The sequence below is a fragment of the Draconibacterium orientale genome, from assembly GCF_900111425.1.
GTDB lineage: Bacteria > Bacteroidota > Bacteroidia > Bacteroidales > Prolixibacteraceae > Draconibacterium > Draconibacterium orientale.
Genome location: NZ_FOHT01000024.1, coordinates 32,921 through 56,803 on the forward strand (window position 1 = coordinate 32,921; position 23,883 = coordinate 56,803).

The 23,883-nt window shown below is 41.4% G+C and carries 20 protein-coding genes; 10 read left to right on the forward strand and 10 right to left on the reverse strand.

What is annotated here, in order from left to right; all coding sequences use genetic code 11:
- Nucleotides 1–80 precede the first annotated feature (80 nt).
- A complete protein-coding gene (locus tag BMW53_RS13525; RefSeq protein ID WP_038559697.1) occupies nucleotides 81–1,373 on the forward strand; it encodes an aminotransferase class I/II-fold pyridoxal phosphate-dependent enzyme in 1,293 nt (430 codons plus the stop codon).
- 149 nt (nucleotides 1,374–1,522) lie between these two features.
- Here BMW53_RS13525 and BMW53_RS13530 read toward each other — a convergent pair whose 3' ends face one another.
- Entirely contained in the window at nucleotides 1,523–2,146 is a 624-nt protein-coding gene (locus tag BMW53_RS13530) for a cysteine hydrolase family protein (protein WP_051567880.1), read from the reverse strand.
- Between the two features lie 188 nt (nucleotides 2,147–2,334).
- Between BMW53_RS13530 and BMW53_RS13535 the strand changes: the two genes are divergently transcribed.
- Complete coding sequence (locus tag BMW53_RS13535; protein WP_038559693.1) at nucleotides 2,335–5,148, forward strand: M16 family metallopeptidase; 2,814 nt, start codon at nucleotides 2,335–2,337, stop codon at nucleotides 5,146–5,148.
- A gap of 1,098 nt (nucleotides 5,149–6,246) precedes the next feature.
- Here BMW53_RS13535 and BMW53_RS13540 read toward each other — a convergent pair.
- The 5 genes from BMW53_RS13540 to BMW53_RS13560 all read right to left on the reverse strand — a co-directional run bounded on the left by BMW53_RS13540 (nucleotide 6,247) and on the right by BMW53_RS13560 (nucleotide 12,014).
- Nucleotides 6,247–6,699 (reverse strand): protein-disulfide reductase DsbD domain-containing protein, encoded by a 453-nt coding sequence (locus BMW53_RS13540; protein WP_038559690.1) that lies wholly within the window; start codon nucleotides 6,697–6,699, stop codon nucleotides 6,247–6,249.
- A 4-nt stretch (nucleotides 6,700–6,703) separates the two neighbouring features.
- Nucleotides 6,704–8,632, reverse strand: a complete 1,929-nt coding sequence (locus BMW53_RS13545) for a protein-disulfide reductase DsbD family protein (protein ID WP_038564863.1) — start codon at nucleotides 8,630–8,632, stop codon at nucleotides 6,704–6,706.
- A 173-nt stretch (nucleotides 8,633–8,805) separates the two neighbouring features.
- Nucleotides 8,806–9,900, reverse strand: a complete 1,095-nt coding sequence (locus BMW53_RS13550; RefSeq protein WP_051567879.1) for a helix-turn-helix domain-containing protein — start codon at nucleotides 9,898–9,900, stop codon at nucleotides 8,806–8,808.
- A gap of 62 nt (nucleotides 9,901–9,962) precedes the next feature.
- A complete protein-coding gene (locus BMW53_RS13555) occupies nucleotides 9,963–11,513 on the reverse strand; it encodes an Rne/Rng family ribonuclease (RefSeq protein WP_038559686.1) in 1,551 nt (516 codons plus the stop codon).
- Between the two features lie 216 nt (nucleotides 11,514–11,729).
- Nucleotides 11,730–12,014, reverse strand: a complete 285-nt coding sequence (locus BMW53_RS13560) for an HU family DNA-binding protein (RefSeq protein WP_038559683.1) — start codon at nucleotides 12,012–12,014, stop codon at nucleotides 11,730–11,732.
- A gap of 137 nt (nucleotides 12,015–12,151) precedes the next feature.
- On the opposite strand from BMW53_RS13560, the gene mutY reads away from it, so the two are divergent.
- The 7 genes from mutY (at nucleotide 12,152) to pgl (ending at nucleotide 18,576) form a co-directional block, all read left to right on the forward strand.
- Nucleotides 12,152–13,201 carry an A/G-specific adenine glycosylase gene (gene mutY / locus BMW53_RS13565; RefSeq protein WP_038559679.1) on the forward strand — a complete coding sequence of 350 codons (1,050 nt, stop codon included), beginning with the start codon at nucleotides 12,152–12,154 and terminating at the stop codon, nucleotides 13,199–13,201.
- Between the two features lie 68 nt (nucleotides 13,202–13,269).
- Nucleotides 13,270–13,719 (forward strand): single-stranded DNA-binding protein, encoded by a 450-nt coding sequence (locus BMW53_RS13570; RefSeq protein WP_038559676.1) that lies wholly within the window; start codon nucleotides 13,270–13,272, stop codon nucleotides 13,717–13,719.
- A gap of 15 nt (nucleotides 13,720–13,734) precedes the next feature.
- Nucleotides 13,735–15,057 (forward strand): gliding motility-associated protein GldE, encoded by a 1,323-nt coding sequence (gene gldE, locus BMW53_RS13575; RefSeq protein ID WP_038559673.1) that lies wholly within the window; start codon nucleotides 13,735–13,737, stop codon nucleotides 15,055–15,057.
- A gap of 22 nt (nucleotides 15,058–15,079) precedes the next feature.
- Nucleotides 15,080–15,661, forward strand: coding sequence for a gliding motility lipoprotein GldD (gene gldD / locus BMW53_RS13580; protein WP_038559670.1), 582 nt, complete (start codon nucleotides 15,080–15,082; stop codon nucleotides 15,659–15,661).
- Nucleotides 15,661–16,296 carry a 4'-phosphopantetheinyl transferase family protein gene (locus tag BMW53_RS13585; protein ID WP_038559667.1) on the forward strand — a complete coding sequence of 212 codons (636 nt, stop codon included), beginning with the start codon at nucleotides 15,661–15,663 and terminating at the stop codon, nucleotides 16,294–16,296. The genes gldD and BMW53_RS13585 overlap by 1 nt, the downstream gene beginning before the upstream one ends.
- A gap of 9 nt (nucleotides 16,297–16,305) precedes the next feature.
- Entirely contained in the window at nucleotides 16,306–17,799 is a 1,494-nt protein-coding gene (zwf, locus tag BMW53_RS13590) for a glucose-6-phosphate dehydrogenase (RefSeq protein ID WP_038559665.1), read from the forward strand.
- 45 nt (nucleotides 17,800–17,844) lie between these two features.
- On the forward strand, nucleotides 17,845–18,576 hold the full coding sequence (gene pgl / locus BMW53_RS13595) for a 6-phosphogluconolactonase (protein WP_038559662.1): 732 nt from the start codon (nucleotides 17,845–17,847) through the stop codon (nucleotides 18,574–18,576).
- A gap of 46 nt (nucleotides 18,577–18,622) precedes the next feature.
- On the opposite strand, the gene BMW53_RS13600 is transcribed toward pgl, so the two are convergent.
- The 3 genes from BMW53_RS13600 to dinB form a co-directional block, all read right to left on the reverse strand.
- On the reverse strand, nucleotides 18,623–18,925 hold the full coding sequence (locus BMW53_RS13600; protein WP_038559660.1) for a GIY-YIG nuclease family protein: 303 nt from the start codon (nucleotides 18,923–18,925) through the stop codon (nucleotides 18,623–18,625).
- Between the two features lie 41 nt (nucleotides 18,926–18,966).
- Nucleotides 18,967–19,974 carry an alpha/beta hydrolase gene (locus BMW53_RS13605; RefSeq protein ID WP_038559658.1) on the reverse strand — a complete coding sequence of 336 codons (1,008 nt, stop codon included), beginning with the start codon at nucleotides 19,972–19,974 and terminating at the stop codon, nucleotides 18,967–18,969.
- A 126-nt stretch (nucleotides 19,975–20,100) separates the two neighbouring features.
- On the reverse strand, nucleotides 20,101–21,183 hold the full coding sequence (gene dinB, locus BMW53_RS13610) for a DNA polymerase IV (RefSeq protein WP_038559654.1): 1,083 nt from the start codon (nucleotides 21,181–21,183) through the stop codon (nucleotides 20,101–20,103).
- A 137-nt stretch (nucleotides 21,184–21,320) separates the two neighbouring features.
- Between dinB and BMW53_RS13615 the strand changes: the two genes are divergently transcribed.
- Nucleotides 21,321–21,797 (forward strand): MarR family winged helix-turn-helix transcriptional regulator, encoded by a 477-nt coding sequence (locus BMW53_RS13615; protein ID WP_038559651.1) that lies wholly within the window; start codon nucleotides 21,321–21,323, stop codon nucleotides 21,795–21,797.
- Nucleotides 21,798–22,084: 287 nt separating this feature from the next.
- Here the strand turns inward: BMW53_RS13615 and BMW53_RS13620 are convergent, their stop codons facing one another.
- Complete coding sequence (locus BMW53_RS13620; RefSeq protein ID WP_245749047.1) at nucleotides 22,085–23,866, reverse strand: glycoside hydrolase family 15 protein; 1,782 nt, start codon at nucleotides 23,864–23,866, stop codon at nucleotides 22,085–22,087.
- Nucleotides 23,867–23,883 lie beyond the last annotated feature (17 nt).

The window sequence follows — 23,883 nt, forward strand, 5'->3', positions numbered from 1 at the left end:
AACTTGTTAAAAAAACTACGTATTTCACTAAGGGTTTTCCTATCTTGCACCAAAATTATAACAGACAAATATTATTGATTATGAATCCACAGGCTGCTGAACTTAACAGCGTAATTCAAGCAAAAAGCACACCCGTTTTTGAACTGCTTTCTGAAAGAGGAAAGAATATTTTCTTCCCTAAAAAAGGAATTCTGGGACAAACAGCTGAAGCTAAAGGAACAAAGATTAATGCAACCATTGGAGCCGCAATTGAGGACGACGGAACACCTATGCGCCTGGAAGCTGTGGCTTCAAAGATCAATATGGATCCATCGCTGGTTTTTCCGTATGCACCAAGTTTTGGCCGCCCCGATATCAGGGCAAAATGGAAAAGCATGATCTACGAGAAAAACCCGTCAATTGCCGGAGTTGAACTGAGTTTGCCGGTAGTTACCAACGCTCTTACGCATGGTATAAGCATGGCAGGTTATATGTTTGCCGATGCTCAAGACGAAATTATTGTTCCCGACCTTTTCTGGGGAAACTACAACCTGACGCTTACCAATGCTTACGGTTGTTCGCTGGGCAAATTCAACCTTTTTAAAGATGGAGGTTTCGATTTGGAATCGTTTGAAACCAAATTAAACGAAGGTGGAATCGGTAAAAAAATAGTTATTCTGAATTTCCCGAATAATCCATCGGGCTATACACCAACCGTTGAAGAGCAGGATGCCATTGTTGCCGTCATAAAAAAAGCTGCTGATGCCGGTAATAAAATTGTTACCATTACCGACGATGCTTACTTCGGTTTGGTTTACGAAGAAGGAATTGCTACCGAAAGTATTTTCGCACCATTGAGCCAGTTACACGAAAATGTGTTGGCCGTAAAAGTTGATGGTGCGACAAAAGAAGATTACGTTTGGGGATTCCGCGTTGGATTCATCACCTACGGAATTAAAGGTGGCGATGCCGAATTATACAGCGCACTGGAATCGAAAACAGCCGGAGCCATTCGTGGAAACATTTCCAACGCAGCCAATATTTCGCAATCGTTACTGCTTTCGGCTTTCGAAAGTGAAGAATATGCACAGCAAAAAGAAGCAAAATACCACATTATGCAAAAACGTTACGATGCGGTAAAAAAAGCTTTAACCGAAGAAAAATACAAAGAGTGTTTTGAAGCTATTCCATACAACTCGGGCTATTTTATGTGTGTTCAGTTGGCAGAAGGTTTGGTTGGAGACGAAGTTCGCCAGTTACTGATTACAAAATACGGAATCGGAGTAATTGCTTTGGGTAACGTATTACGAGTGGCCTTCGCGGCAGTAGCTGCTTCCGACGTAAAAGAATTATTCGACGGTATTTACAACGCTTGTAAAGACTGCAAGAAATAAAAATATTGCACACAGTTTTAGTTAACTGAGAAAGAGCCGTTTTTTTTTCGAGAAGCGGCTCTTTTTTATTGTCATTTCGAACAAAGTGAGAAATCTGTATCTTTTTTATCAGACAGATTTCTCAGTCGTTCCTCCTTCGAAATGACAGTTTAAAGTTTAGCTGCTAAATCCTCGAAAGCTATCATTTCAACGCCCAGTTTTTCCCACTCGTCAAAAGGCAAAGGAATGTTCGGTAGTTCCTTTATTGCATCCTGCAAAACAATAACACGCTTTACCCTTTTCGATAAACCAACAACTGCATCGTTTACACAAACATTGGTTGTTACCCCATAAACCACAACGGTTTCGGGACTGAACATCTGCAAAATATTATCGGTATAAGGATTTCCGGCAAATACATCAAAAGCATCTTTCCGAATAACAATATTTCTTACTGATTCAACGGCATCAAAAGCATCATAGTCTTTGTCCCAGTCAAACTCTACTGCATTTTCAGGTTGCGTTTCAGCAACATATTCTGCTCCCAGAGTGTTGGCCATACAATGCTGCGGAAAGGTATTTACAAAGTCCGGTTCATCAGCAAGCTCTGCCGATTCCGGATAATGGTAATCAGCCGTGTTTACCACCCGTATATTTTTCTGTTTGGCAAAAGCAGTGATTTTTTGCCACAAAGGTTTTATCTTTTCAGCCCCTTCAACATATAATTTCCCCTGGGGTTCTACAAAATCTATCTGCGTATCAACGTTCCAAAAAATAAGTTTCTCGTTTTCCATTTTCGCTGTGGTTTAAATTCGGCGTTCAATCCATTCATCAACTTCTCCGTTTCAATTCTCTAAAAGTACAAAAACAAAAAAATAATTACTATTTTCATCCTTTCTGTAATTTCAGCTGTTAATACTATACTCACATAGTAATACTTAAATTCAAACACAGTTCATCAACGAACTACAAAAAAGAAAATATGAAGAAATTTGTTTTATCAATGCTGGCATTTTTAGTAATTGCCCCATTTTTTGTGTCGGCACAAGACATGCTCAAACAAGCAGTTCCGGTTGATCCCGCCATTAGAACCGGGAAACTGGAAAACGGAATGACCTATTTTATCCGTCACAACCAGGAGCCAAAAGAACGGGTAAGTTTTTACATGATACAAAATGTAGGTGCCCTGCTTGAAAACGACAACCAAAACGGCCTGGCGCACTTTCTCGAGCACATGGCCTTTAACGGCACCGAGCATTATCCGGGAAAAGGATTCCTGGATTACCTGGAAAAAAACGGCGTGGCTTTTGGTCGTAACATTAACGCGTACACGGCATTTAACGAAACGGTTTATAACCTGAGCGATGTACCTGCTACCCGCGAAGGATTGATCGACTCGTGCCTTTTGGTGCTTAACGACTGGTCGAACTACCTGTTGCTAACCGAGGAAGAAATCGACCTGGAACGCGGTGTTATTTCCGAAGAGTGGAGAACACGACGCAACGCAAGTTTCAGAATGCGCAACCAGTGGTTTCCTGTTGTTTTTGAAGGATCGAAATGGGCCGAACGCGATATAATTGGCGATTTGGACATTATTAAAAACTTCGAGCCCGAAACTTTACGCAGTTTTTACCACGACTGGTACCGTACCGATTTGCAGGCCATTGCCATTGTTGGCGATATCGATGTTGACCAGGTAGAAGTAAAAGTAAAAGAGTTATTCTCGAAGATTCCTGCCGTTGAGAATCCGCAACCACGTCCGCAATTTGAAATTCCGGAGCACGATGAAACAAAGTTTGTTTTGGCAACCGACGAAGAAGCTACCAACTCAAGCATTTCAATTTATATTAAACACAAAGCTACTCCGCGCGAAGACAAAAACATTGGTTACCTGCGCGAAGATTATATCGAGACTCTTCTGAATCAAATGAGCGGCGAACGTATTTCGGAACTGCTACAAAAAGGAAATCCTCCTTTTATTTCCGGAGGTGTTCAGGTTGGAGGTTTTGTGAGAGGTTACGATGCAGCGTTTATTTCGGCCACAGCCAACCCTAATAAAGAAGACGAAGGCCTGAAAGCAATTTACACCGAAGCGCAACGAATCGTTCGCCATGGTTTTACCGAGGGCGAATTGAACCGCGCCAAAGTAAACCTGCTTACCTCAATGGAAAGTGCCTATAAACAACGCGATAAAATCAGTAACGATCAATATGTACGAGGCATTCAAGACTATTTTCTGGAAGGCGAACCGGTTACCGATGCCGAATTCGACTGGCAATTCGGGCAGGCAATTCTGGAAACCATTACGCTGGCCGATGTAAACAAGATGGCCACCGATATGTTCGTTGACAAAAACCGTGTAATCGTAATCACGGGGCCAAACAGCGACGTAAAACACCTTACCCAGGACGAAGCTTTTGCGATTTTGGCCGAGGTTGAAAATTCAACTATCGATCCGTATGAAGATACAGCTGAAGCTGCATCGCTGGTTGAAGATGAATTGCCGGGAGCTGAAGTTGTTTCAACAAAAAAACTGGAAGACCTTGACGCCGTAGAATGGAGACTGAGCAATAATGCCACCGTGGTGTTTAAACATGCCGATTACGAAAAAGATGAAGTTTCACTGCGTGCTTACAGTCCGGGAGGAAACTCACTGCTGGGTACCAACGATCTTCAGGCTGCCGCAATGCTTCCTCAGTTTATTGGTTCGTTTGGTGTTGGCGATTTCGATGCCATTGCCTTACGCAAAGTATTAACCGGGAAAACGGCAGCAGTAGCTACCAGCCTGGGAGATCTTACCGAAGGATTTAACGGCAGCAGTACGCCAAAAGATTTTGAGACAATGATGCAGTTGCTTTACCTGCAATTCAGCAATCCGCGTTTCGATAAAGAAGCTTATGAAGCATTAAAAAGCCGCTACGTAGCATTCTTGCAAAACATGGCCAATAATCCACAAAAGATTATGAGCGACTCACTTTCGTTAATTGCAACCAACTACAACGAGCGCACTAAACTAATGTCGGCATCCATGTTCGATGAAATTGATTTTGCTCAAATGGAACAACTTTATACCGACCGTTTTAAAGATGCGGGCGATTTCACCTTCTTTATTGTTGGTAATATCGATGAGGCTGTAGCAAAAGAAATGGCCGTTAAATACATCGGTTCGTTAAAAGACCTTCCGGGCGAAGAGCAGTGGGTTGACCACAAAGTAAGAATGCCAAAAGGAACCACCGAAAAGAAAATTGAGGTGCCTTTACAAACCGAAAAAGGAACAGTTAACATTCTAGTTCGCAAAGAAATGGCTTACACTCCACAAAGCAATGTTGAGCTGGAAGTGCTAAATGCCATTCTTCGTTTACGTTATACCGAAGAAGTACGTGAAAAAGAAGGAGGTACGTACGGAGTTGGCGTTGGATCATCATCGAACCAATACCCATACGAACGCAAAACCTTGCAAATCAATTTTGATACCGACCCGGAAAAAGCCGATCATCTGAAATCGATTATCTTCCGCGAGATTGACAAAATTGTTACCGATGGCCCAACGCAGGAAGATCTGGATAAGGTTATATTGAACATGAAAAAAGACCGTGCACAAGCTAAAGAGCACAACAATTACTGGATGAATGCGCTTTATAACGACTATTACCACGGCTTTAATCCTGATGCCGCAGAAAATTTCGATGATATTTTAGACGGTTTAACTACTTCTCAAATTCAAGAATTCGCAAAAGCATTTTATACCGATGCCGATGTTGTAGATGTGGTATTTCTACCGAAAAAAGCAGAATAAATAAGTCATATCAACGATAGAAGAAAGTCCATGGTTTTAAAATCATGGACTTTTTTATTGCCAACTCATACAATAAAAATATACCCATCCTCTTTTCCTTCCCTGCATCCAAGGAAGGACGACACCCTCATATTTCAAAAAATAATCCAATCAGAATTTCTAATTCCTCCTAACTTTTTGAAGCCAATCGTCTCCTGCTGCAAAGGGAAAGACAGAAAAGAGGTGAGTTAAATTTTTAAGGAAAAAATTGCCAAATATATTTTCGGAAAGTTTAAAGCAAAAAACATTTCCGAGGCTTAAAAGTTTGTTTAAATGCCTCCGGCCTTCCGTTGAGGCCTTAAACTTTTGTTTAAACGCGTTCGGGCTTCCGTTTTACCTTTAAACTTTTGCTTAAGCACTGCCGGGACAAAATTTCACGCCTTAAACTTTAGTTTAAACGCTTCGGGACGAACTTTCGCGGCTTAAAAGTTCGTTTAAACACCGTCGGGACAAACTTTCTGTTCATAAACTTTAGTTTAAGCCCTCCGACGTAAAAAAATATTTATATGTTCTGAAATTATCAAAAGGGCTGAAAGAAAAACGATATTCAACTGAATCTCCCTCACTCCTTATCTTCTTGCATAAAGGGACGATTGTGTTGAAGGCATAATCAAGGTGAGTCAATAGGTTTTCAACCACATTTTGCGTCAAATTGTTATTGGACTTTTAGAAAAAACTTCCCTCCTGAGGGGAGCACGCATTAATGGAGTTCCTAGTATTACATCGAAGCCTTCGGATTAAACATCGCAGCTGTTTCCCCTCGTGAGGGGAAATGTCAACAGACAAAGGGGTAGTGTTTTAAATTGACGTCCGCCATAGAACATTCATGATTCCCGGGAATCACCAACAGGGATGAAAGGACATCAATATTGTTTCACGCAAAGAAAAAGAAGAAGCGCAAAGGTATAGAATCTGTTTTGCGTGCTTTGCGAAAACTTAGTGATCTACTCTGCGTGAACTTTTTTGTTTTTACCAAGGTGACTTTCAGAAAAAAAGCCGGAAACTTTCGCTCCCGGCTTTAGTGCAGTTTTTACTTTTAACTATCTGAATAGCGATCGATTACTCGATCACAAACTCAAATTCTTCATCGGTTGGAGGCGTGCACATTTCGTCGTTACAGCTCATCCATTGAATATAACCGGCAACCTTGGCAGGCTTTTCTGTTACCCACACTTTGTGCGAAATAACCGCCTTGTCTTTAAAATAAGTTACCTCCATATCAAAAATTTTGTCGTGCATGGTTTGCGATGGTGTCACTTCAACAGCCTTTCCAAAATCCTTGCAGTTCTCCAATGTCTCGAAATTAAACGAGGTTTTTACCGGGCCGCCATCTTCCATGTTTACGCCATAGAGTTTAAAACCCATATCGATTTTTGCCGTAGCAACAATCTCATACTGATTACCACCTTTTAACGGTTTAATTTCAACGTCCCATTTTACAGGCACTATCATTTGCGCCTGAGCAAAGGCTGCAATAGCAATAAATCCCAGTGCGAAAATTAGCTTCTTCATCTGTTTATTTTTTGAATTTTGTTAATCCTTCGTTTAGCCACTCAATAAAATCTTCCGGATCCGGATCATAACTGTATCCCTCTCCTATCTGATTTTCGTTTTCGTCCAATATAACGTAATAGGGCTGCGTATTTCGATGAAATCTCGATATCTGAAAATCCGTCCATTTATTTCCTACAGATCTCACTTTTCTTCCGGTTGTTTCCGAAACATATTGTTCCTCTTCCGGTAATTTTGTTTTTAAATCAACATACAACGATACCACCACATAATCTTCCAGGAACTTGTTTTTTACTTCCTGTTTTACCCATACGTTGTCCTCCATTTTCCGGCAGTTGGTACAACCTTTTCCCGTAAAATCAATCAGTAACGGTTTTCCCGTTTCGCGGGCATGCGCCAAAGCTTTGTCGTAATCGTCGAACAAAGGAATTCCGTGCGGGCCAATGTGCATTCCCGATGCCATTGTTCCCGATGAATGTCCTGTAGCAACAGCTCCGGCAGGTTGTGTGCGTCCAACACCCAGTGGCGATTCGGCATAATCAACCGGCGGCGGAAAACCACTGATCAGTTTCACCGGTGCGCCCCACAATCCCGGAATCATATAAATTACGAAGGCAAATACCATGGTTCCCAACACAAAGCGCGAAACCGGCAAATGTGTAGTTGGCGAATCGTGTGGTAATTTTATTTTGCCCCACAAGTACAGCGCCAGTCCCATAAAAATGGCAATCCAAATGGCAATGTAAACCTCACGTTCCAAAATATGTAAATCAAGAACCATATCGGCAATCGACAGGAATTTGAACGCAAAAGCGAACTCAAGGAAACCCAACACTACTTTCACCGAATTTAACCAACCACCTGATTTTGGCAGTGAGTTCAACCAGCCCGGGAAAGCCGCAAACAAGGCAAAAGGAATGGCCAGTGCCAGCGAGAACCCCAACATTCCAACAACCGGTGCCAAACCACCACTTCTGGCAGCTTCAACAATTAGGGCTCCAACAATTGGTCCGGTACACGAAAATGAAACCAGTGCCAAAGCAAAGGCCATAAAGAATATGCCCAGTAAACCACCTTTGTCGGCTTTTTTATCCACCGCATTTACCCAGCTGCTGGGCAATACAATTTCGAACGCCCCCATAAACGAGAAGGCAAATACAAAAAGCAGCAAGGCGAAAAACAGGTTAAACCACGGGTTGGTAGAAAGACTGTTCAAACTCTCAGCTCCAAATACGGCCGTTACCACTGTTCCGAGAATTACATATATAAGTATGATTGATATTCCGTACCAAATTCCGTTTCGGATTCCTTTGGCTTTGGTTTTACTTTGTTTGGTAAAAAAGCTTACCGTCATTGGTATCATCGGGAAAACGCATGGCGTTAGCAAAGCTGCAAAACCACCTAAAAATGCCAGAAAGAAAATGCTCCAGTAATTTCTGTTACTGCTATCGTCCGTGGTTTCGGCAGCTGCAGTTTGTTGTGCTCCTCCGGTTAATTCAAACGAAAATTCTGCTTCCATCGGAGGTGTACAGGTTTCGTCGTCACAACTCATAAACTCCACGTAACCGACTACTGTTCCTGTTCCCGTAACTTTTACTTTTTGCGTAAAGCTTACTTCTTCTTCAAACCACCGCAAATCCATCTGAAAGGAGTTATCAAATTCTTCAACAACTTCTTTATTCGGTGTTGGCTCTCCTGCTAATTCAGCATTCTCTACATTCTCGAAATAAAAGCTGGTTTTAATCGGGCCACCTTCCGGCAAATCGGTTGAATACATGTGCCAACCTTCTTCAATGATGGCAGTAAAAACCAGTTCAAACTCATTGTCAGAAATTTTATTTTGCGAAAAGTTCCATTTAACCGGCTCAACAATTTGCGAGGAGGCCAGTAAAGCTGTTGTAAGTAAAAAGACACTAAACAGTATGCGTTTCATTCTTTTTGTGGTTTTATAAATAAACTTCGATTTACTTTCTAAATTGTGTTTTACGTTCGAATCGCTTATCACGACTCCTGCGTTTTTACGAATAGCACAAATTTATGATGGAAAACAACAAAATGACTCAACCTGTTTAACAAAAAGAGTATAGTCGGGGTTTGAAATAGGGTCTAGACCCCCTGGTATTGCTTTTTTACGGCGTTGAAAAAGCCGACAGCATCTTTGCGGGTTGACACACCCAACTGCCTGTAAATGTTATTAATGTGCGTTTTTACCGTACTCAGTTCTACGAAAAGTTCCTGCGCAATTTCTTTATTGGTCTTTCCGGCAGCTAAAAGGCTCAGAATTTCCTGCTGTTTTAAGGTTAATCCTTCATAAAGCGGTTTCAAATTGTTTGCCGGATCGTTTTCCCGCTTACGCATTTTCTTTAATTGTTGGAATAAACCGATCAAAATAACAAGAAGAACGAGAATAATTACCGCTTCAATTATCATCATCCAATCTTTCCACTTAGGTTGTACACCCGGCATTTCGCAAACAAATTCACGAAAACCGATCAATTCATCCAACAATGCAGAATAAGCTTCGGTGTAAGGCGTTACCGGAAGTTCATCTTCCAGGCGCTTTTGAAAGTTGAAATAGAAATCGCTGTTCCGCAGAAAATCGGTCTCTTTATCTTCGATGTGATACAAGGCATAAAGCCCGACGTATGGATTGTTAGCCTCGGCAACCACAGCATGAATTAAGTTTTCCAGCTCCTGCGACAGGAAAGTACTTTGCGCTTTTGGCAACTGGCCACTTAACTCGCTGCTTTGTTCCTGAAACTTTTCATCAAAATCAAAAATTGCCTTTGTATCATCGCTTCCATTCAAGGCTGTTACTTCCAGAGAATTATTGCGGGTTGTGGCGCTCAGCACAATTTCCGATTGCCGGTTTAACAGCAAGTGAAAATAGTTTTTGTTTTGAGTGGCACTGAATTCTACCGAGGCATTATCGCCCTGCACCAGATACAGGCGGTAAAAACGATCGTCGTCGGGAACCGACTGCGTACTGATTTCAAAACTACCATCGGGATTTATAAAGGTTTCGGCAATAATAAAATCGGGCGAGGCTACAAAGATATCATTGGGTGTATTTAGCAAGGCCAGAAAAACCTTTGGCTGCCACTGCTCCGACAAATCGATCGTACCTTTTATTTCCAACGCACTGGAAGAACCTGCAATAAAAAGAGAAAGAATGATATAGACCAGTTTTTTAAACGCCATGAGAATTACTTTGCTTACTGCGAAAATAAAAAAAAGCCGCTCAATAATGAACGGCTTTCCTTTTATAAAATAATTTCTTCTTCATTCTCATCAAAAAAATGATATTCCAGATAGGAATATGAATTTACAGCTTCAACGCTTACCCATTTCAGGTACTTGAAAAACCACTTGTTTTGCCGGCTTTTCCAACCTTTGGTGAGATAAGCAGCTGTATAAGGATGAACTTTCAGATTCAGTTTCTTCTTGTTCAATTCCTTTAGCGCGTAGTTTACTTTACCGTCGATATCGTCGGCAAATAACACTGTAGGCACAACTTTTCCACTTCCTTTACAAGTAGGACAGCTCTCGGCAGTCTCCACTTTTTCTTCCGGACGCACTCTTTGCCTGGTAATTTGCATCAGGCAAAACTTACTCAGTGGAAGAATGTTGTGCTTGGTCCGGTCGTCGGCCATAATCTCCTTCATGTGATCGTTCACTTTCTGGCGATTGGCCGCGACATGCATGTCGATGAAATCAATAACAATGATTCCTCCCATGTCTCGCAACCGTAATTGTCTTGCTATTTCGTCGCAGGCAGCCAGGTTCACTTCCAGGGCATTTTTCTCCTGGTCGTTTCCGGCCCTTGCGCGATTCCCGCTGTTTACATCAATTACATGAAACGCTTCGGTATGTTCTACGATTAAATAGGCACCATCTTTAAATGATACGGTTTTTCCGAACGAGGCTTTTATTTGTTTATCGATGCCGTAATGTTCGAAAATTGGCTGACGTCCTTTGTAGTATTTAACTATCTTTCTTTTGTCGGCCTGAATGCTACCTATGTAATCGGCAATTTCTGACGCTACCGATTGGTCGTTTACAATAATGCTGTTGAAGTCGGGATGATAAATATCGCGCAACAGGGCTGTTGTTCTGTCAATCTCGCCGATTATCAGCGATGGTGCTTGTGCTCTGTTAAGCTTTTGAAAGGTGGTTTCCCACTTTTCAACCAAACGTCGAAGCTCTTTGTCGAGTTCTGCTACTTTTTTTCCTTCTGCTACAGTGCGGATTATTACTCCGTATTTTCGCGGTTTAATGCTTTGGATCAGTTTTTTCAACCTGTTTTTCTCCTCGGTTGACCTGATTTTTTGCGACACTGATATTTTGTCGCTAAACGGCATTAAAACTAAATTCCTCCCTGCAATGGAGATTTCGGAAGTTAACCGCGGGCCTTTTGTATTAATTGGTTCTTTTGCTACCTGAACCAAAATTTTCTGACCAACTTTTAGCAGCTCGTTTACTTTACCTTCTTTGTTAATGTCGGGTTCGGAATGAATCCGTGAGATAGAAGAAATTTTGTTTTTTCGTGATGAGGCAATTCGCAGGAACTTGTTTAGCGTGGCGAATTGTGGCCCCATGTCGAGGTAATGTAAAAAAGCATCTTTACTGTAGCCTACATCGATAAAAGCAGCATTTAAACTGGGCATAATTTTCTTCACTTTGCCGAGGTAAATATCTCCGACAGCAAATTTTGCCCCGCTTCTTTCTCTTGATAATTCTACAAGCTTCTTCTTTTCCTGTAAGGCAATAACAATTTCGGATGGAGTTACATCAATTATTAAATCGCTACTCACAACCTTTAATCATCTACTTCTTTTGGTTAATACTAATCGTTATAACAGACTAAACCTAAAGCATTAAAATGCTTTAGGTTTAATCATCAACTATAAGAAATTAAATCATTAAAATCTTATTTTTTCTTTTTGTGCCTGTTTTTACGCAATCTTTTTTTGCGCTTATGAGTGGCCATCTTGTGTCTCTTTCTTTTCTTTCCGCTTGGCATAACTCTATTATTTTACTTGATTTTTAACTTCTGATACAAATGTTTTCGCTGGTTTAAACGAAGGAATATTGTGTGCAGGAATGATAATGGTTGTATTTTTAGAAATATTACGGGCAGTTTTTTCTGCTCTTTTCTTAACAACAAAACTACCAAAACCTCTTAAATAAACATTTTTGCCATCAACCAGTGAATCTTTTACAGTTTCCATAAAAGCTTCCACCGTTTTCTGAACAGTTACCTTTTCAATTCCCGTTTCTTTCGAAATTTCATTTACAATATCTGCCTTAGTCATCTCTTAAAATATTTAATTTTCAATATATTAATCGTTTTTATTCGAGGATGCAAAAATAAAAAATATTATAAAACCGGAAAGCATTTCAAATAAATTATTTTTGTTTTTCTGTAAGATTTTTAACCAGTTAGCGTAGAATGGACAATTTTCATACCAACATTTACAATTGGTACAACATAAATAAGCGTGATTTACCGTGGCGAAAAGACCGAAATCCTTATAAGATTTGGCTTTCAGAGATTATACTTCAGCAAACGCGCGTTGAGCAGGGCAAAAACTACTTTTACCGCTTTGTAGAGAATTATCCCACGGTAAATGATTTGGCCAATGCCCACGAAGACAAGGTGCTAAAACTCTGGCAGGGACTGGGTTACTATTCGCGTGCCCGAAACCTGCATGCTTCGGCAAAAATTATTGCATCGCAGTACAACGGAACTTTCCCCAACGATTATAAAAGCATTTTAGCACTAAAAGGGGTTGGCCCTTATACGGCTGCTGCTGTTGCATCCATTGCATTCAACCTGCCCTACCCTGCGGTTGATGGTAATATATATAGGGTACTGTCGAGATATTATGGGATTGAGACTCCGATTGACTCGTCGGCGGGCAAAAAAGAGTTTCAGCAGTTGGCCGAAGAACTGATTCAGGGACAGGATCCGGGCATGCACAACCAGGCGCTTATGGAATTTGGCGCTTTGCAATGTGTTCCAAAATCGCCGAAATGTGAGAACTGCCCGGTTGTTGAATCTTGCTTTACCTACAAAAACGGGCTGGTAGCGCAGCTCCCGGTAAAAGAAAAAAAGACCAAACAGCGGCACCGCTATTTCTACTATTATATGTATGATATGGGCGATTCAATTCTGCTGGATAAAAGATCGGGCAACGACATCTGGCAAAACCTGTATCAATTGCCACTGATTGAGCGCGAAAAAGCACTTTCTGATGCGGAACTGTTACATGCAGATCTTCCGGTAAAAACGATGCAGGTTAATGTTAAAAGTATAAGCGGGCAAAAAAAGCATGTTTTGAGCCACCAGATTATTCACGCAAAATTGATATATCTTGAAGTTCAGGGCAATTTTAATAATCAGTCGCCTCTTATTCGGGTAAATAAAAAAGATATTTCTAAATTTGCTGTATCCCGACTGGTTGAACAGTTTTTACAGGAAGCCGGTTTGGGACAATAATAAAAAAACCGGTTTATAATTGCAGCGTAGTAACAACCTGAAAATGTTAACCATATAAATTTTAGATTATGTCAGTAAATAAAGTAATTCTTATCGGAAACGTTGGAAAAGATCCTGAAGTACGTCACCTCGATTCGGGTGTTGCAGTAGCTAATTTCCCTTTGGCAACATCAGAGAGTTATAACTCGAAAAGCGGTGAGCGAGTTACCACAACCGAGTGGCACAATATTGTATTGTGGAGAGGCCTGGCCGAAGTGGCTGAAAAATATGTTACCAAAGGTCGCCAGCTGTACATCGAGGGACGAATAAGAACCCGCTCGTACGACGACAAAGACGGCAATAAACGTTATGTTACCGAGATTTATGGCGACCAGATGACAATGCTTGGCAACCGCGCCGACAACCAGAGCTCGCCAGATCAGGGCGGTGCAATGCAAAACTCAGGTGCAACATCCACTCCGCAGGTTTCGCAACCCGACATTGAAGAACCGGAGGGAGACGAGGATCTTCCATTCTAACCAAAACTTTTAAATTTGGAAACAGAACCGCTTTTAAGTTTAGCCGCTATCGGCTCCTGGCAAATTCAATTACACCCTATCAGTCCCGGAATAATAGTTTCAATTATTATCGTATTGTTTTTACTATTTACTTCGGCACTGATAAGTGGATCCGAGGTGGCTTACTTTTCTTTGTCGGCCAGCGACAAACACAAACTGAGGCATAAAGGCAAAAACAACGAGCGCGTATTACACAACCTCGAAAGCCCGGAAAAGCTTCTGGCTACCATACTGGTAACAAATAACTTTGTAAATATTGGCATTGTAATATTAACGGCCTTTATTTCAAACAATTTAGTATCGTTTGTTAATGCACCAACATTGCAGTTTGTTTTCCAGGTGGTGCTCATAACTTTTTTCCTGTTGCTGTTTGGCGAGATATTTCCGAAAGTTTATGCAACACACTTTACTTTGCGTTTTGCCCGTTTTATGGCATTTCCATTGCAAACGCTCGAAAAGTTGTTTCGCCCGATAAATGCAATATTGATCTACTCAACCGGATTTGTAAACCGCCGCCTACAAAAGCATGTAAAAAATATCTCGATGGATGAGATTTCGCAGGCGCTTGAATTAACATCTGACCAGGAACTTTCGGACGAGAAAGATATACTCGAAGGAATTGTAAAATTCGGAAACAAAAGCGTGGAAGAAATTATGACTCCCCGCGTTGATGTGGTCTCAATCGATATAAAAGCAAATTTTGAAGAGGTTCTGGAAATTATAAACGATTCGGGCTACTCGCGAATTCCGGTTTATATCGATTCATTCGACGAAATTAGCGGTCTGTTATACATTAAAGATATTCTTCAGCACAGCCATAAAAACAAAACGTTTAAATGGCAAACTTTAATTCGTCCACCGTTTTATGTGCCCGACACCAAAAAGATCAGTTCGCTTTTGGAAGAATTTCAGAAAACCAAAGTACACATTGCCATTGTGGTTGATGAGTACGGAGGAACTTCAGGGATCGTTTCGCTGGAAGATATTCTGGAAGAAATTGTTGGCGATATTACCGATGAGTTTGATGATGAAGAAAGTTTCTTCACCCAACTATCAGAAAACACCTACTTGTTCGACGCCAAGGTTTTACTGGGCGACTTTTACAGGGTTATAAATTGCGACGATACTATTTTTGACGAAGTAAAAGGTGATGCTGATACGCTTGCCGGCCTTATTCTTGAAATAAAAGGCGAGATTCCTTCGTTAAAGGAAGAGGTAAAATGTAAACCGTTCACATTTACCATTGAAGAGGTTGATAACCGCCGTATCAAACAGATAAAGGTGGTTCTTAACAAATAAATATGACTTAAAATTTAAGGGAATGAGATTCTCGTATATACTTTTCTTACTGCTATTTTTATGGGGATGTAAAGAAGACTACACCCCAAAACCGCGAGGCTATTACCGCATCGATTTTCCTGAAAAAAGCTACACTGATCTGAACCGAACATTTCCGTACGATTTTGAAATACCGGAATATGCACGTGTTGAAAAAGACTCCAGAAACCGCAACGAACCCTACTGGATAAACGTAGCTGTGCCCGAAAATAAAGTGGAAATACACATTTCGTATTACGACCTGAACAGCCAAAAAGACGACTACAACCTTTTGGCTGAGTTAATGGAAGAGACGCGCACGCTGGCTTACAAACATTCCATAAAAGCTGATGCAATTGAAGAGCGTTTATTTATGAATCATGCAAAGAAAGTGTACGGAACCATATATTCCATTGAAGGAAATGCCGCCTCGCCGATGCAATTTTTTTTAACCGACAGTACGCGACATTTTTTACGCGGCGCGTTCTACATTCGCGAAGTTCCCGATATCGATTCCTTGACACCGGTAATTAACTTTATCGAACCCGATATAATTCATATGATTGAAACCACAAGCTGGAAATAATGCCGCTGATTGAAAAAATAGAAAATCAAAACAGCACAATCGGTATTTGGGAGCTGAAAGAAGCAGCTGATGATTTATTAAAAGAAGTCAAACTAACTCCCGTCGAAACAGCGCGTTTGGCAACTTTTAAAGCCGAAAAACGCCGAAAAGAATTTCTGGCCAGCAGATTATTGCTGCAACAGCTGTTGCCCGAGTGTCCTGAAATCGTTTATCGCGATAAATTTGGCAAACCATCGCTAAAGGATTCCGGTTTGAACATTAGCATCACACACTCTGCCGATCTGGCAGCTATTATTCTATCCGATAAAAATATTGGAATCGATGTTGAGCAAATCCATCGTAACATCGATAAAGTTGTTACCCGTTATGCAAGCCCTGAAGAAATAGAGTTTATTGAAAACAGTAAGGATCCGCAATTCGTAAAGATATTGCTTTGGGCGGCGAAAGAAGCTATTTTTAAATGCGCTGAAATTCAAGGCATTCAGTTTAACCGGCAAATTGAAATTACACCCTTCGATTACCATGTTCATTCCAGTTTCTCCGGGGCTTTAAAGCATCCAGAAAAGGAAATAGGTTACGATTTATTTTTTCGCACAATTAAAAACAATATTCTGGTTTATTGCGTTCAACACTAAAATTTCACCATGAAGAAAGCAGAAGATCAAATTCTCATCATATTTGGCGCATCGGGCGACCTCACCAAACGTAAATTGATACCCGCACTTTTCGATCTTTACAAACAAAACCTGTTACCTCAGAAGTTTGCGGTGCTGGGTGCTTCCCGTTCGGCACTTTCCGATGATGAATTCAGAAACCGGGCTGATGAATTTATTCCCGACGATGAAAAACGCGAAGAATTTAAAAAGCTATTGTTTTATCAATCCGTTCAGAATAACGAGGCCGATGATTTTATTCCGTTAAAAGAGCGACTTGATGAGCTTTCCGGCTCACTGGAAATTGAGCCGAATTACGTGTTCTATCTTTCAACTCCACCGTCCTTATACCCGGTAATTCCTAAAATGCTTTGCCTGAATGGTCTTTCAAAATCGGAGAATAATTTTAGGCGACTGATCGTTGAGAAACCGTTCGGAACCGATTTAAAATCGGCAAAAGAATTAAATAAACAACTGCTTCATTATTTCGAAGAGGAACAGATTTACCGTATCGATCATTATCTGGGAAAAGAGACGGTACAAAATATGTTGGTAACACGCTTTTCGAACGGAATTTTTGAACCGCTTTGGAATCGGCGTTATATCGAGCGGGTGGAAATAACCTCGGCCGAAAGCCTGGGTGTAGAAGGACGTGGCGGATATTACGAGAGCTCCGGAGCCTTGCGCGACATGTTGCAAAACCACCTGCTGCAGGTAGCAGGTTTTGTAGCCATGGAACCACCGGTTGTGGTGGAAGCCGATGCCATAAGAAACGAAACACTAAAAGTATTTCAGTCATTACGACCAATTAAAGAAAATGAAGTGTCGCGTTACGTTATTCGCGGCCAATATACCAACTCAAGCATTGGAGGCCAGAAAGTTGCCGGCTACCGCGAGGAGCCAGGCGTGGACAAGCTGTCGCGCACCGAAACCTTTGTTGCACTTAAATTCTTTATCGACAACTGGCGCTGGGCCGGTGTACCATTTTATATTCGAACCGGGAAAAAATTACCGACACGCGTAACTGAAATTGTTATCCATTTCAGAAAGGTGCCACACCATTTGTTTGGAAATGCCACTTCCAACAGTAACAACCAGCTGATCATCCGAATTCAGCCCGACGAGGGAATTTTACTGAAATTTGGGATGAAAACTCCGGGAGCCGGATTTAAAGTGCAAACGGTAAACATGGATTTCCATTACTCTGACCTGGCCGACAAAAAAGTGCCAACAGCCTACGAACGCCTTTTGCTGGATTGCATGCAGGGCGATGCCACACTGTATTCGCGCGGCGACGCTGTAGAAGCTGCGTGGGAGTTTGTGCAGCCCATAATTAACGCCTGGGAAACCAATCCTGAAATTCCGATTTATGGCTACCCGGCCGGAAGCTGGGGACCCGAAGAATCGGCTAAACTGATTGTAAACGGAGATTGGCGCTACCCTTGTAAAAATTTACATAACGACGGCTTGTATTGTGAACTTTAATCTGCATATTGCATTGTATTAACTAACAGCAACAAACGATCTGACATGGAAACTTTTACAGAAGTAAAAATTTATTCGAAGCCAAAAGATGTTTACAAAGCCATCGCGAAAGCAATTATTAAGATGGTACAAAATTCGAATCAGGAAGTGTTTGATATCGCACTGTCCGGTGGAAATTCACCCAAAGGACTTTTTAAGAAGATCAGTAAAAAATATGCCGACCGAATTCCATGGGAGCGCATCCATTTGTGGTGGGGCGACGAACGCTGTGTGCCGCCAACCGACGAGCAAAGCAACTATAAAATGACGGTTGACTACCTGCTATCAAATATTTCCATTCCCGAAGAAAACATACACCGCATAAAAGGCGAGCAAGATCCGGAGCAGGAAGCACTGCGCTACTCGAAAGAGATGGAAAAAAGCCTGAACTCGCGTGGTAAAGATCCGGTTTTCGATTTAATCATTCTGGGGCTTGGCGACGACGGACACACAGCATCAATTTTCCCCGACCAGATGGAGTTGTTTGAAGACGAGCAAAACTGTGCAGTTGCTGTTCATCCGCTAAGCGGGCAAAAACGCATTACCATTACCGGAAATGTGCTGAATAATGCCAACCAGATATTTTTCCTGGTAACAGGATCGAATAAAGCCTTGCGGGTTGCAGAAATTATGAATGATAATGATGCTGCACAATTGCTACCGGCCTACTATATTTCTCCTACAAACGGAATCTTAACCTGGTTTTTAGACGAAGAGGCAGCTGCTCAAATTCAGTAAAGATTGACTAATGCTGTCATTTCGACGACGAAGGAGGAGAAATCTGTTACAATGAAGCATATATCTTTTGGTTCAAAAACTCCCAGCTTGGATTAAAGTTTTTTACCAAATTATTTTTCTTTTCTCTCCTCCATTTCTTTATTTCTTTCTCCCGCTCAATGGCATATTCAATATTTTGGAAATGCTCATAAAAAACAAGGTAATTACAATTATACTTTTTTGAGAAACCGGGAATTAATCCATTTTCATGTTCGAATACCCGCCTTTGGAGATCATTCGTAACGCCTATATATAAAACCGTTTTATTTTTGTTTGTAACAATGTATACGAAATAATTGTGGTCTTTCATAGGTTTCAGATTTCTCAGTCGTTCCTCCTTCGAAATGACAGCTAGCGGCTTGGGCTTAATCCCAAAATCTCCTCTCCAAAACGGATGGTTTCGGCAATTACCTCTTCCACGCTACCGGAAGTAAGGTCGCATGCAATAACGTGATCACCGGCTTCAGGAAAGGCTTTTTTCACCTTTTGATTGGGCAAGGTTCCCAGTTCATCGAACATATCAAGCATGGCATCAACACTTACTGTTTGATCCTGATGCTCATCATCCTTGTAATAGTAGCCCAGAAATACCGGCACGGTTACACGGTTAAAGGTTTCCTTAGTCATGGTAGCATCAAGCAGTTGTTGCAAATAAACCAGCGCCTCCACCCGGTATTTGCAGTTCCAGTATTTACAATCTTCCGACTCCGGATCATCATCAGAAACACGATATTTACCACCAATTACTTTTCGTCCGATTTGCAGGCCCCAGGGTTTCGACAGTAAAGCCATCGAGCTGTTTTTTACTTTTATATTTGGCGAATACATAATCAGCCCGTCAACATACTCAGGGAAATCAGCCGCCAGTTTTAATCCCAGTGTTCCTCCTGTTGAAGTGCTCATTACAATCACTTTTCGGCCCAGGCTGCGGGCAACCATCATGGCTTCTTTTGCCGATGCATATAACTTATCGGGAGTCATATCAATCAGAGGATCTTCGGTAACCAATCCATGATCGTGCAAACGCGGAATGTACAAATTGCAGCCAAAATGTTGTGCAAAACGCTCGTGTGCAGGGTGCCCTTCGAACCACGATGCCGAGAATCCGTGCAGGTACAACACACAATAATCAGTTCGTTCTTTTAACGAATCGTTTGCCCAGAAAATGCGGCTTTCGTTATCGGGTTTTATGGAAAAAGCTGCTTCTTTTCGTTGCACAAAAGTCTCGATATTGGCAATACTTGCCGACAACGAAGGCAGGTCTTTATTCAACTCCGGTTTTGGTGGTTTTGGCCCCAACAGGTAACCAACAACTGCCAAAAGAATCACGATCAGTAAAAAGCGTTTTATTCGTTTCATATTTAGAAAATAGGAAGACCACAGACCGAAGCCGGAAGTATTATCCCGAAACAATCTGCTGCATTTTTATTTTAACGGAAAGATACAAGACTTAAAGAAAATAAAGTAATTCAGAATATAATTTTATCAAAATTCAATCACCAGCTGAACACCCATTTCGCACGCTTGCTCGTGTAAAAAGTTGGAGAGTGTAAGCCCCAGTAAACGGATTCCTTTCGAAAACCCACCTTCCGATTTCATTAGTTTCAGGCTTTCGTAAACAAACCGCTCTTTAGTGTTTATGTAAGGTTCCATTGTTTTACTTCGGGTGTGTTGCTCAAAATCGGCATATTTAAACTTCAAGGTTACCGTTTTTGCTTTTACTCCCGATCGGTCGGCACGCTCCCAAACTTTTTCAGCAATTATCAATAATTCCTTTTTTAGTTCATCTTCTAAAAACAGATCCTGCAAAAAAGTATTTTCAGCGCCAACCGATTTCCGTTCGCGCGATGGCTGCACCTCGCGATTATCAATGCCTCTGCAAATATCGTAATAGTAATTGCCGGCTTTACCAAACATTCGCGTGAGTTCCAGCCTATCAATCAATTTCAAATCGCGGCCATACCACACACCAATATCATTCAGCCTTTTAGCGGTTACTTTGCCTATTCCGAAAAATTTCCGGATCTCCAGCTGGTCGATAAAATCCTGTGCCTTATCGGGAGTTACCACAAACATTCCGTTGGGTTTATTGACATCGGAAGCCACTTTTGCCAGAAATTTGTTGTACGAAACGCCTGCCGATGCAGTTAAACCGGTTTCTTCCAGAATGCGCTGGCGGATTTCTTTGGCGATTAATGTGGCTGAAGGCAAACCTTTCTTGGCGTAAGTAACATCAAGATAGGCCTCATCGAGTGAAAGCGGTTCAACCAAATCGGTATATTCCAGGAAAATGCTTCGTATTTGGGCCGAGATTTCCTTGTAGCGCTCAAAACGATGTTTTACAAAAATCAGGTTCGGACATTTGCGCTTTGCCACTTTCGACGACAAGGCCGACCGAACGCCAAATTTTCGGGCCTCGTAACTGGCCGCAGCAACAACTCCCCGGTCGCTGGTTCCTCCAACAGCGATAGGCTTTCCGCGCAGCTCGGGATGATCCAATTGTTCTACCGACGCAAAAAATGCATCCATATCAACATGTATTATTTTACGTTTTTTTGCTGTCGGCATTTTGCTTTCACTGATATAATGCGAAAATAACGAAGTCGCTGAATTAATTGAATCTTTATTCCTACAATCGTCGTTCCCCGAAATAGTGGCTCTAAATTTTTCTTAATATATTAGCAAAAATTTTTGTTGGGGAAGGAATGGAAACACGAGATATTCTAATTAAAATTCGCAAAATAGTTCGGTCGGTTGACATCGAATCAAAGAAAATTCAGAAAGAACATGGCGTAAGTATTCCGCAGGTTCTTTGTTTAAACTTTCTGCGCGAATCACAAAATTACCAAACAACGCAGGGCGAGCTACGGAAATTTTTAAACCTGAATCCGAGTACAGTTAGCGGTATTATCAACCGCCTTGAGAAGAAAGGCTACCTGGCCCGTCTTCCCAAATCGGGTGATAAACGTGTTGTAAATATTGCTCTTACCTCGTCGGGCGATCAATTGCTAAGCACCATGCCATCGTTGTTGCACGAACAATTATCGGAAAAGCTCACACAACTCAGCAACAAGGAATTAGAGGTTGTTGAAGCAGGATTAAACACACTGATACAAATTCTCGATATCGAAAAAATTCAAGCTTCGCCGTTAATTACTTCGGACTCTGATTTAGGCGAATAAATTTAAACCTGGCCAATAATTTCCCTGGTTACGTTTTTTTAAACCAACATCAAACAAGAACTGCTTCACCTCAAAGAATAAACACTACGATTCAAGCAACGAGCACTTGAACTAAAGCAACGACCGTTTCGATTAAAACATTGAGCACTTGAACTAAAGCAACGACCATTTCAACTAAAGCAACGACCATTCCGACTGAAACAATGGCAGCTTTAGCTGAAACAATACCAGTTTTAACTCAAGCAATGAGCACTTGAAGTTGAGCAATAACTACTTCAACCCAAACATTAATGAATCGCATCCAGTATTTGCTCGTCCTCGGTGGTTTCTCCTTTCGAGAAGTTTATAGCCGTTTCGATTAAAGCCAAATGCGAATATGCCTGTGGGAAATTCCCCAGCAAACGTTTGGTATTAAAATCGATATCTTCGCTAAAAAGCCCCACGTGGTTGCTGTACGACAGCAGCTGATCGAATAATTTCTTTGCTCTTTTTCGCTTCCCAATGGCATATAATGAATTAATGAGCCAAAAAGTACAAATCGTAAACGAAGAACTCGGCAAACCAAAATCATCTTCGTTTTTATAGCGGTACATTAATCCATCTTCGCAAAGTTCTTTTTCGGTGGCCAGCACGGTTTTTACAAAACGCTCGTCCTTTCCATCAATAAAACCGTACGATTGCATGAGCAGCGTGGCAGCGTCGAGGTCTTTCGATCCGTACGACTGTGTAAATGCGCCAACTTCTTCGTTCCAGGCATTGGTGAAAATATCTTCTTTAATGGTGTCGGCCAGCGGTTGCCATTCCTCCACATATCTTTCTTTGTGAATAAAGCGGGCAATTTTAACCGCCCTGTCGATAGCCACCCAGCACAACACTTTCGAAAAGGTAAAATGGCGGTCATCGGTCCGAATCTCCCAAATTCCTTTGTCCGGTTTCGTCCAGTTATTGGCTACCGTTTTTACAATACTACGCACGATGGTCCACAGCGACTCACTGTCTTCCAACGAAATTTTAAATTCGGTAAACTGCTGAAAGATCACATCCATCAGAATTCCGTAAATGTCATTCTGTTTTTGAATGTAGGCAGCATTCCCAATACGAACCGGGTACGAATTTTTATAACCGCTTAAATGCTCCAACGTCTCCTCTTCGAGCACTTTCTCGCGATTTATGCCGTACATAATCTGTATCTTTTCATCCTTATCGGGAATAATATCGATGATGAACTTCATAAAACGCTTTACCGTATTCAAATGTCCGAGGCTCGACATCACTTTTATTACCATCGACGCGTCGCGGATCCAGCAAAACCGATAATCCCAGTTTCGTTCTTCGCCAATTGTTTCGGGCAACGAAGTGGTGACAGCCGCCAAAACGGCTCCCGATTTATCGTAACTCAGCAACTTCAGAACAAGCGCACTTCTAACAATTTCGTTGTTGTATTTTTTAAACGATGTTAGCTTGTTAGCCCATTCCAGCCAGTACACTTTTGTTTTCTGAAGTTTCAGGTATTGCCGCTCCAGGGTTTGGTTCAGCAATTTCTGATCGTAAGAAATAAGGATAAACGCATTATCGGTTAAGGTAATTTCGTTTTCCTGCAAAATATCTTCTTTGTTGAGGTCGGTATATAAGTACAACGAGTCGTAATCGCCTTCGGTGGTGTAACACTTTATGTATTCCTCGTCGGCTATCGTTTTTGTATTAAAACGTGCATATTCAACTTTTGGGTTGTACCGAACCTTAAATTTGGGCTTGCCCCATTTGTATTTTATATACCGAATAATATCGGGCGGAGTAAAGTATCCAAACTCCTTTGTAATATAACGAGGCATAAAATCAACAACCTCAAAACACGAATCTTCATTCTGAAAGAATGTAGAAACAATATTGGTTGTTCTGATGTATGTTTGCTTTATCTCGTAACTGTCATCAACCAGGAACTCCATGCTCCCGCCTTTTTTTTCGTCGAGTATTTTTGCAAACACCGACGATGAGTTAAAATCGGGCAAACAACACCAATCAATCGATCCCTTTTCGGAAATTAAGGCAGCACTTTTGCAATTTCCCATTATCGAGTAGTTCAAAT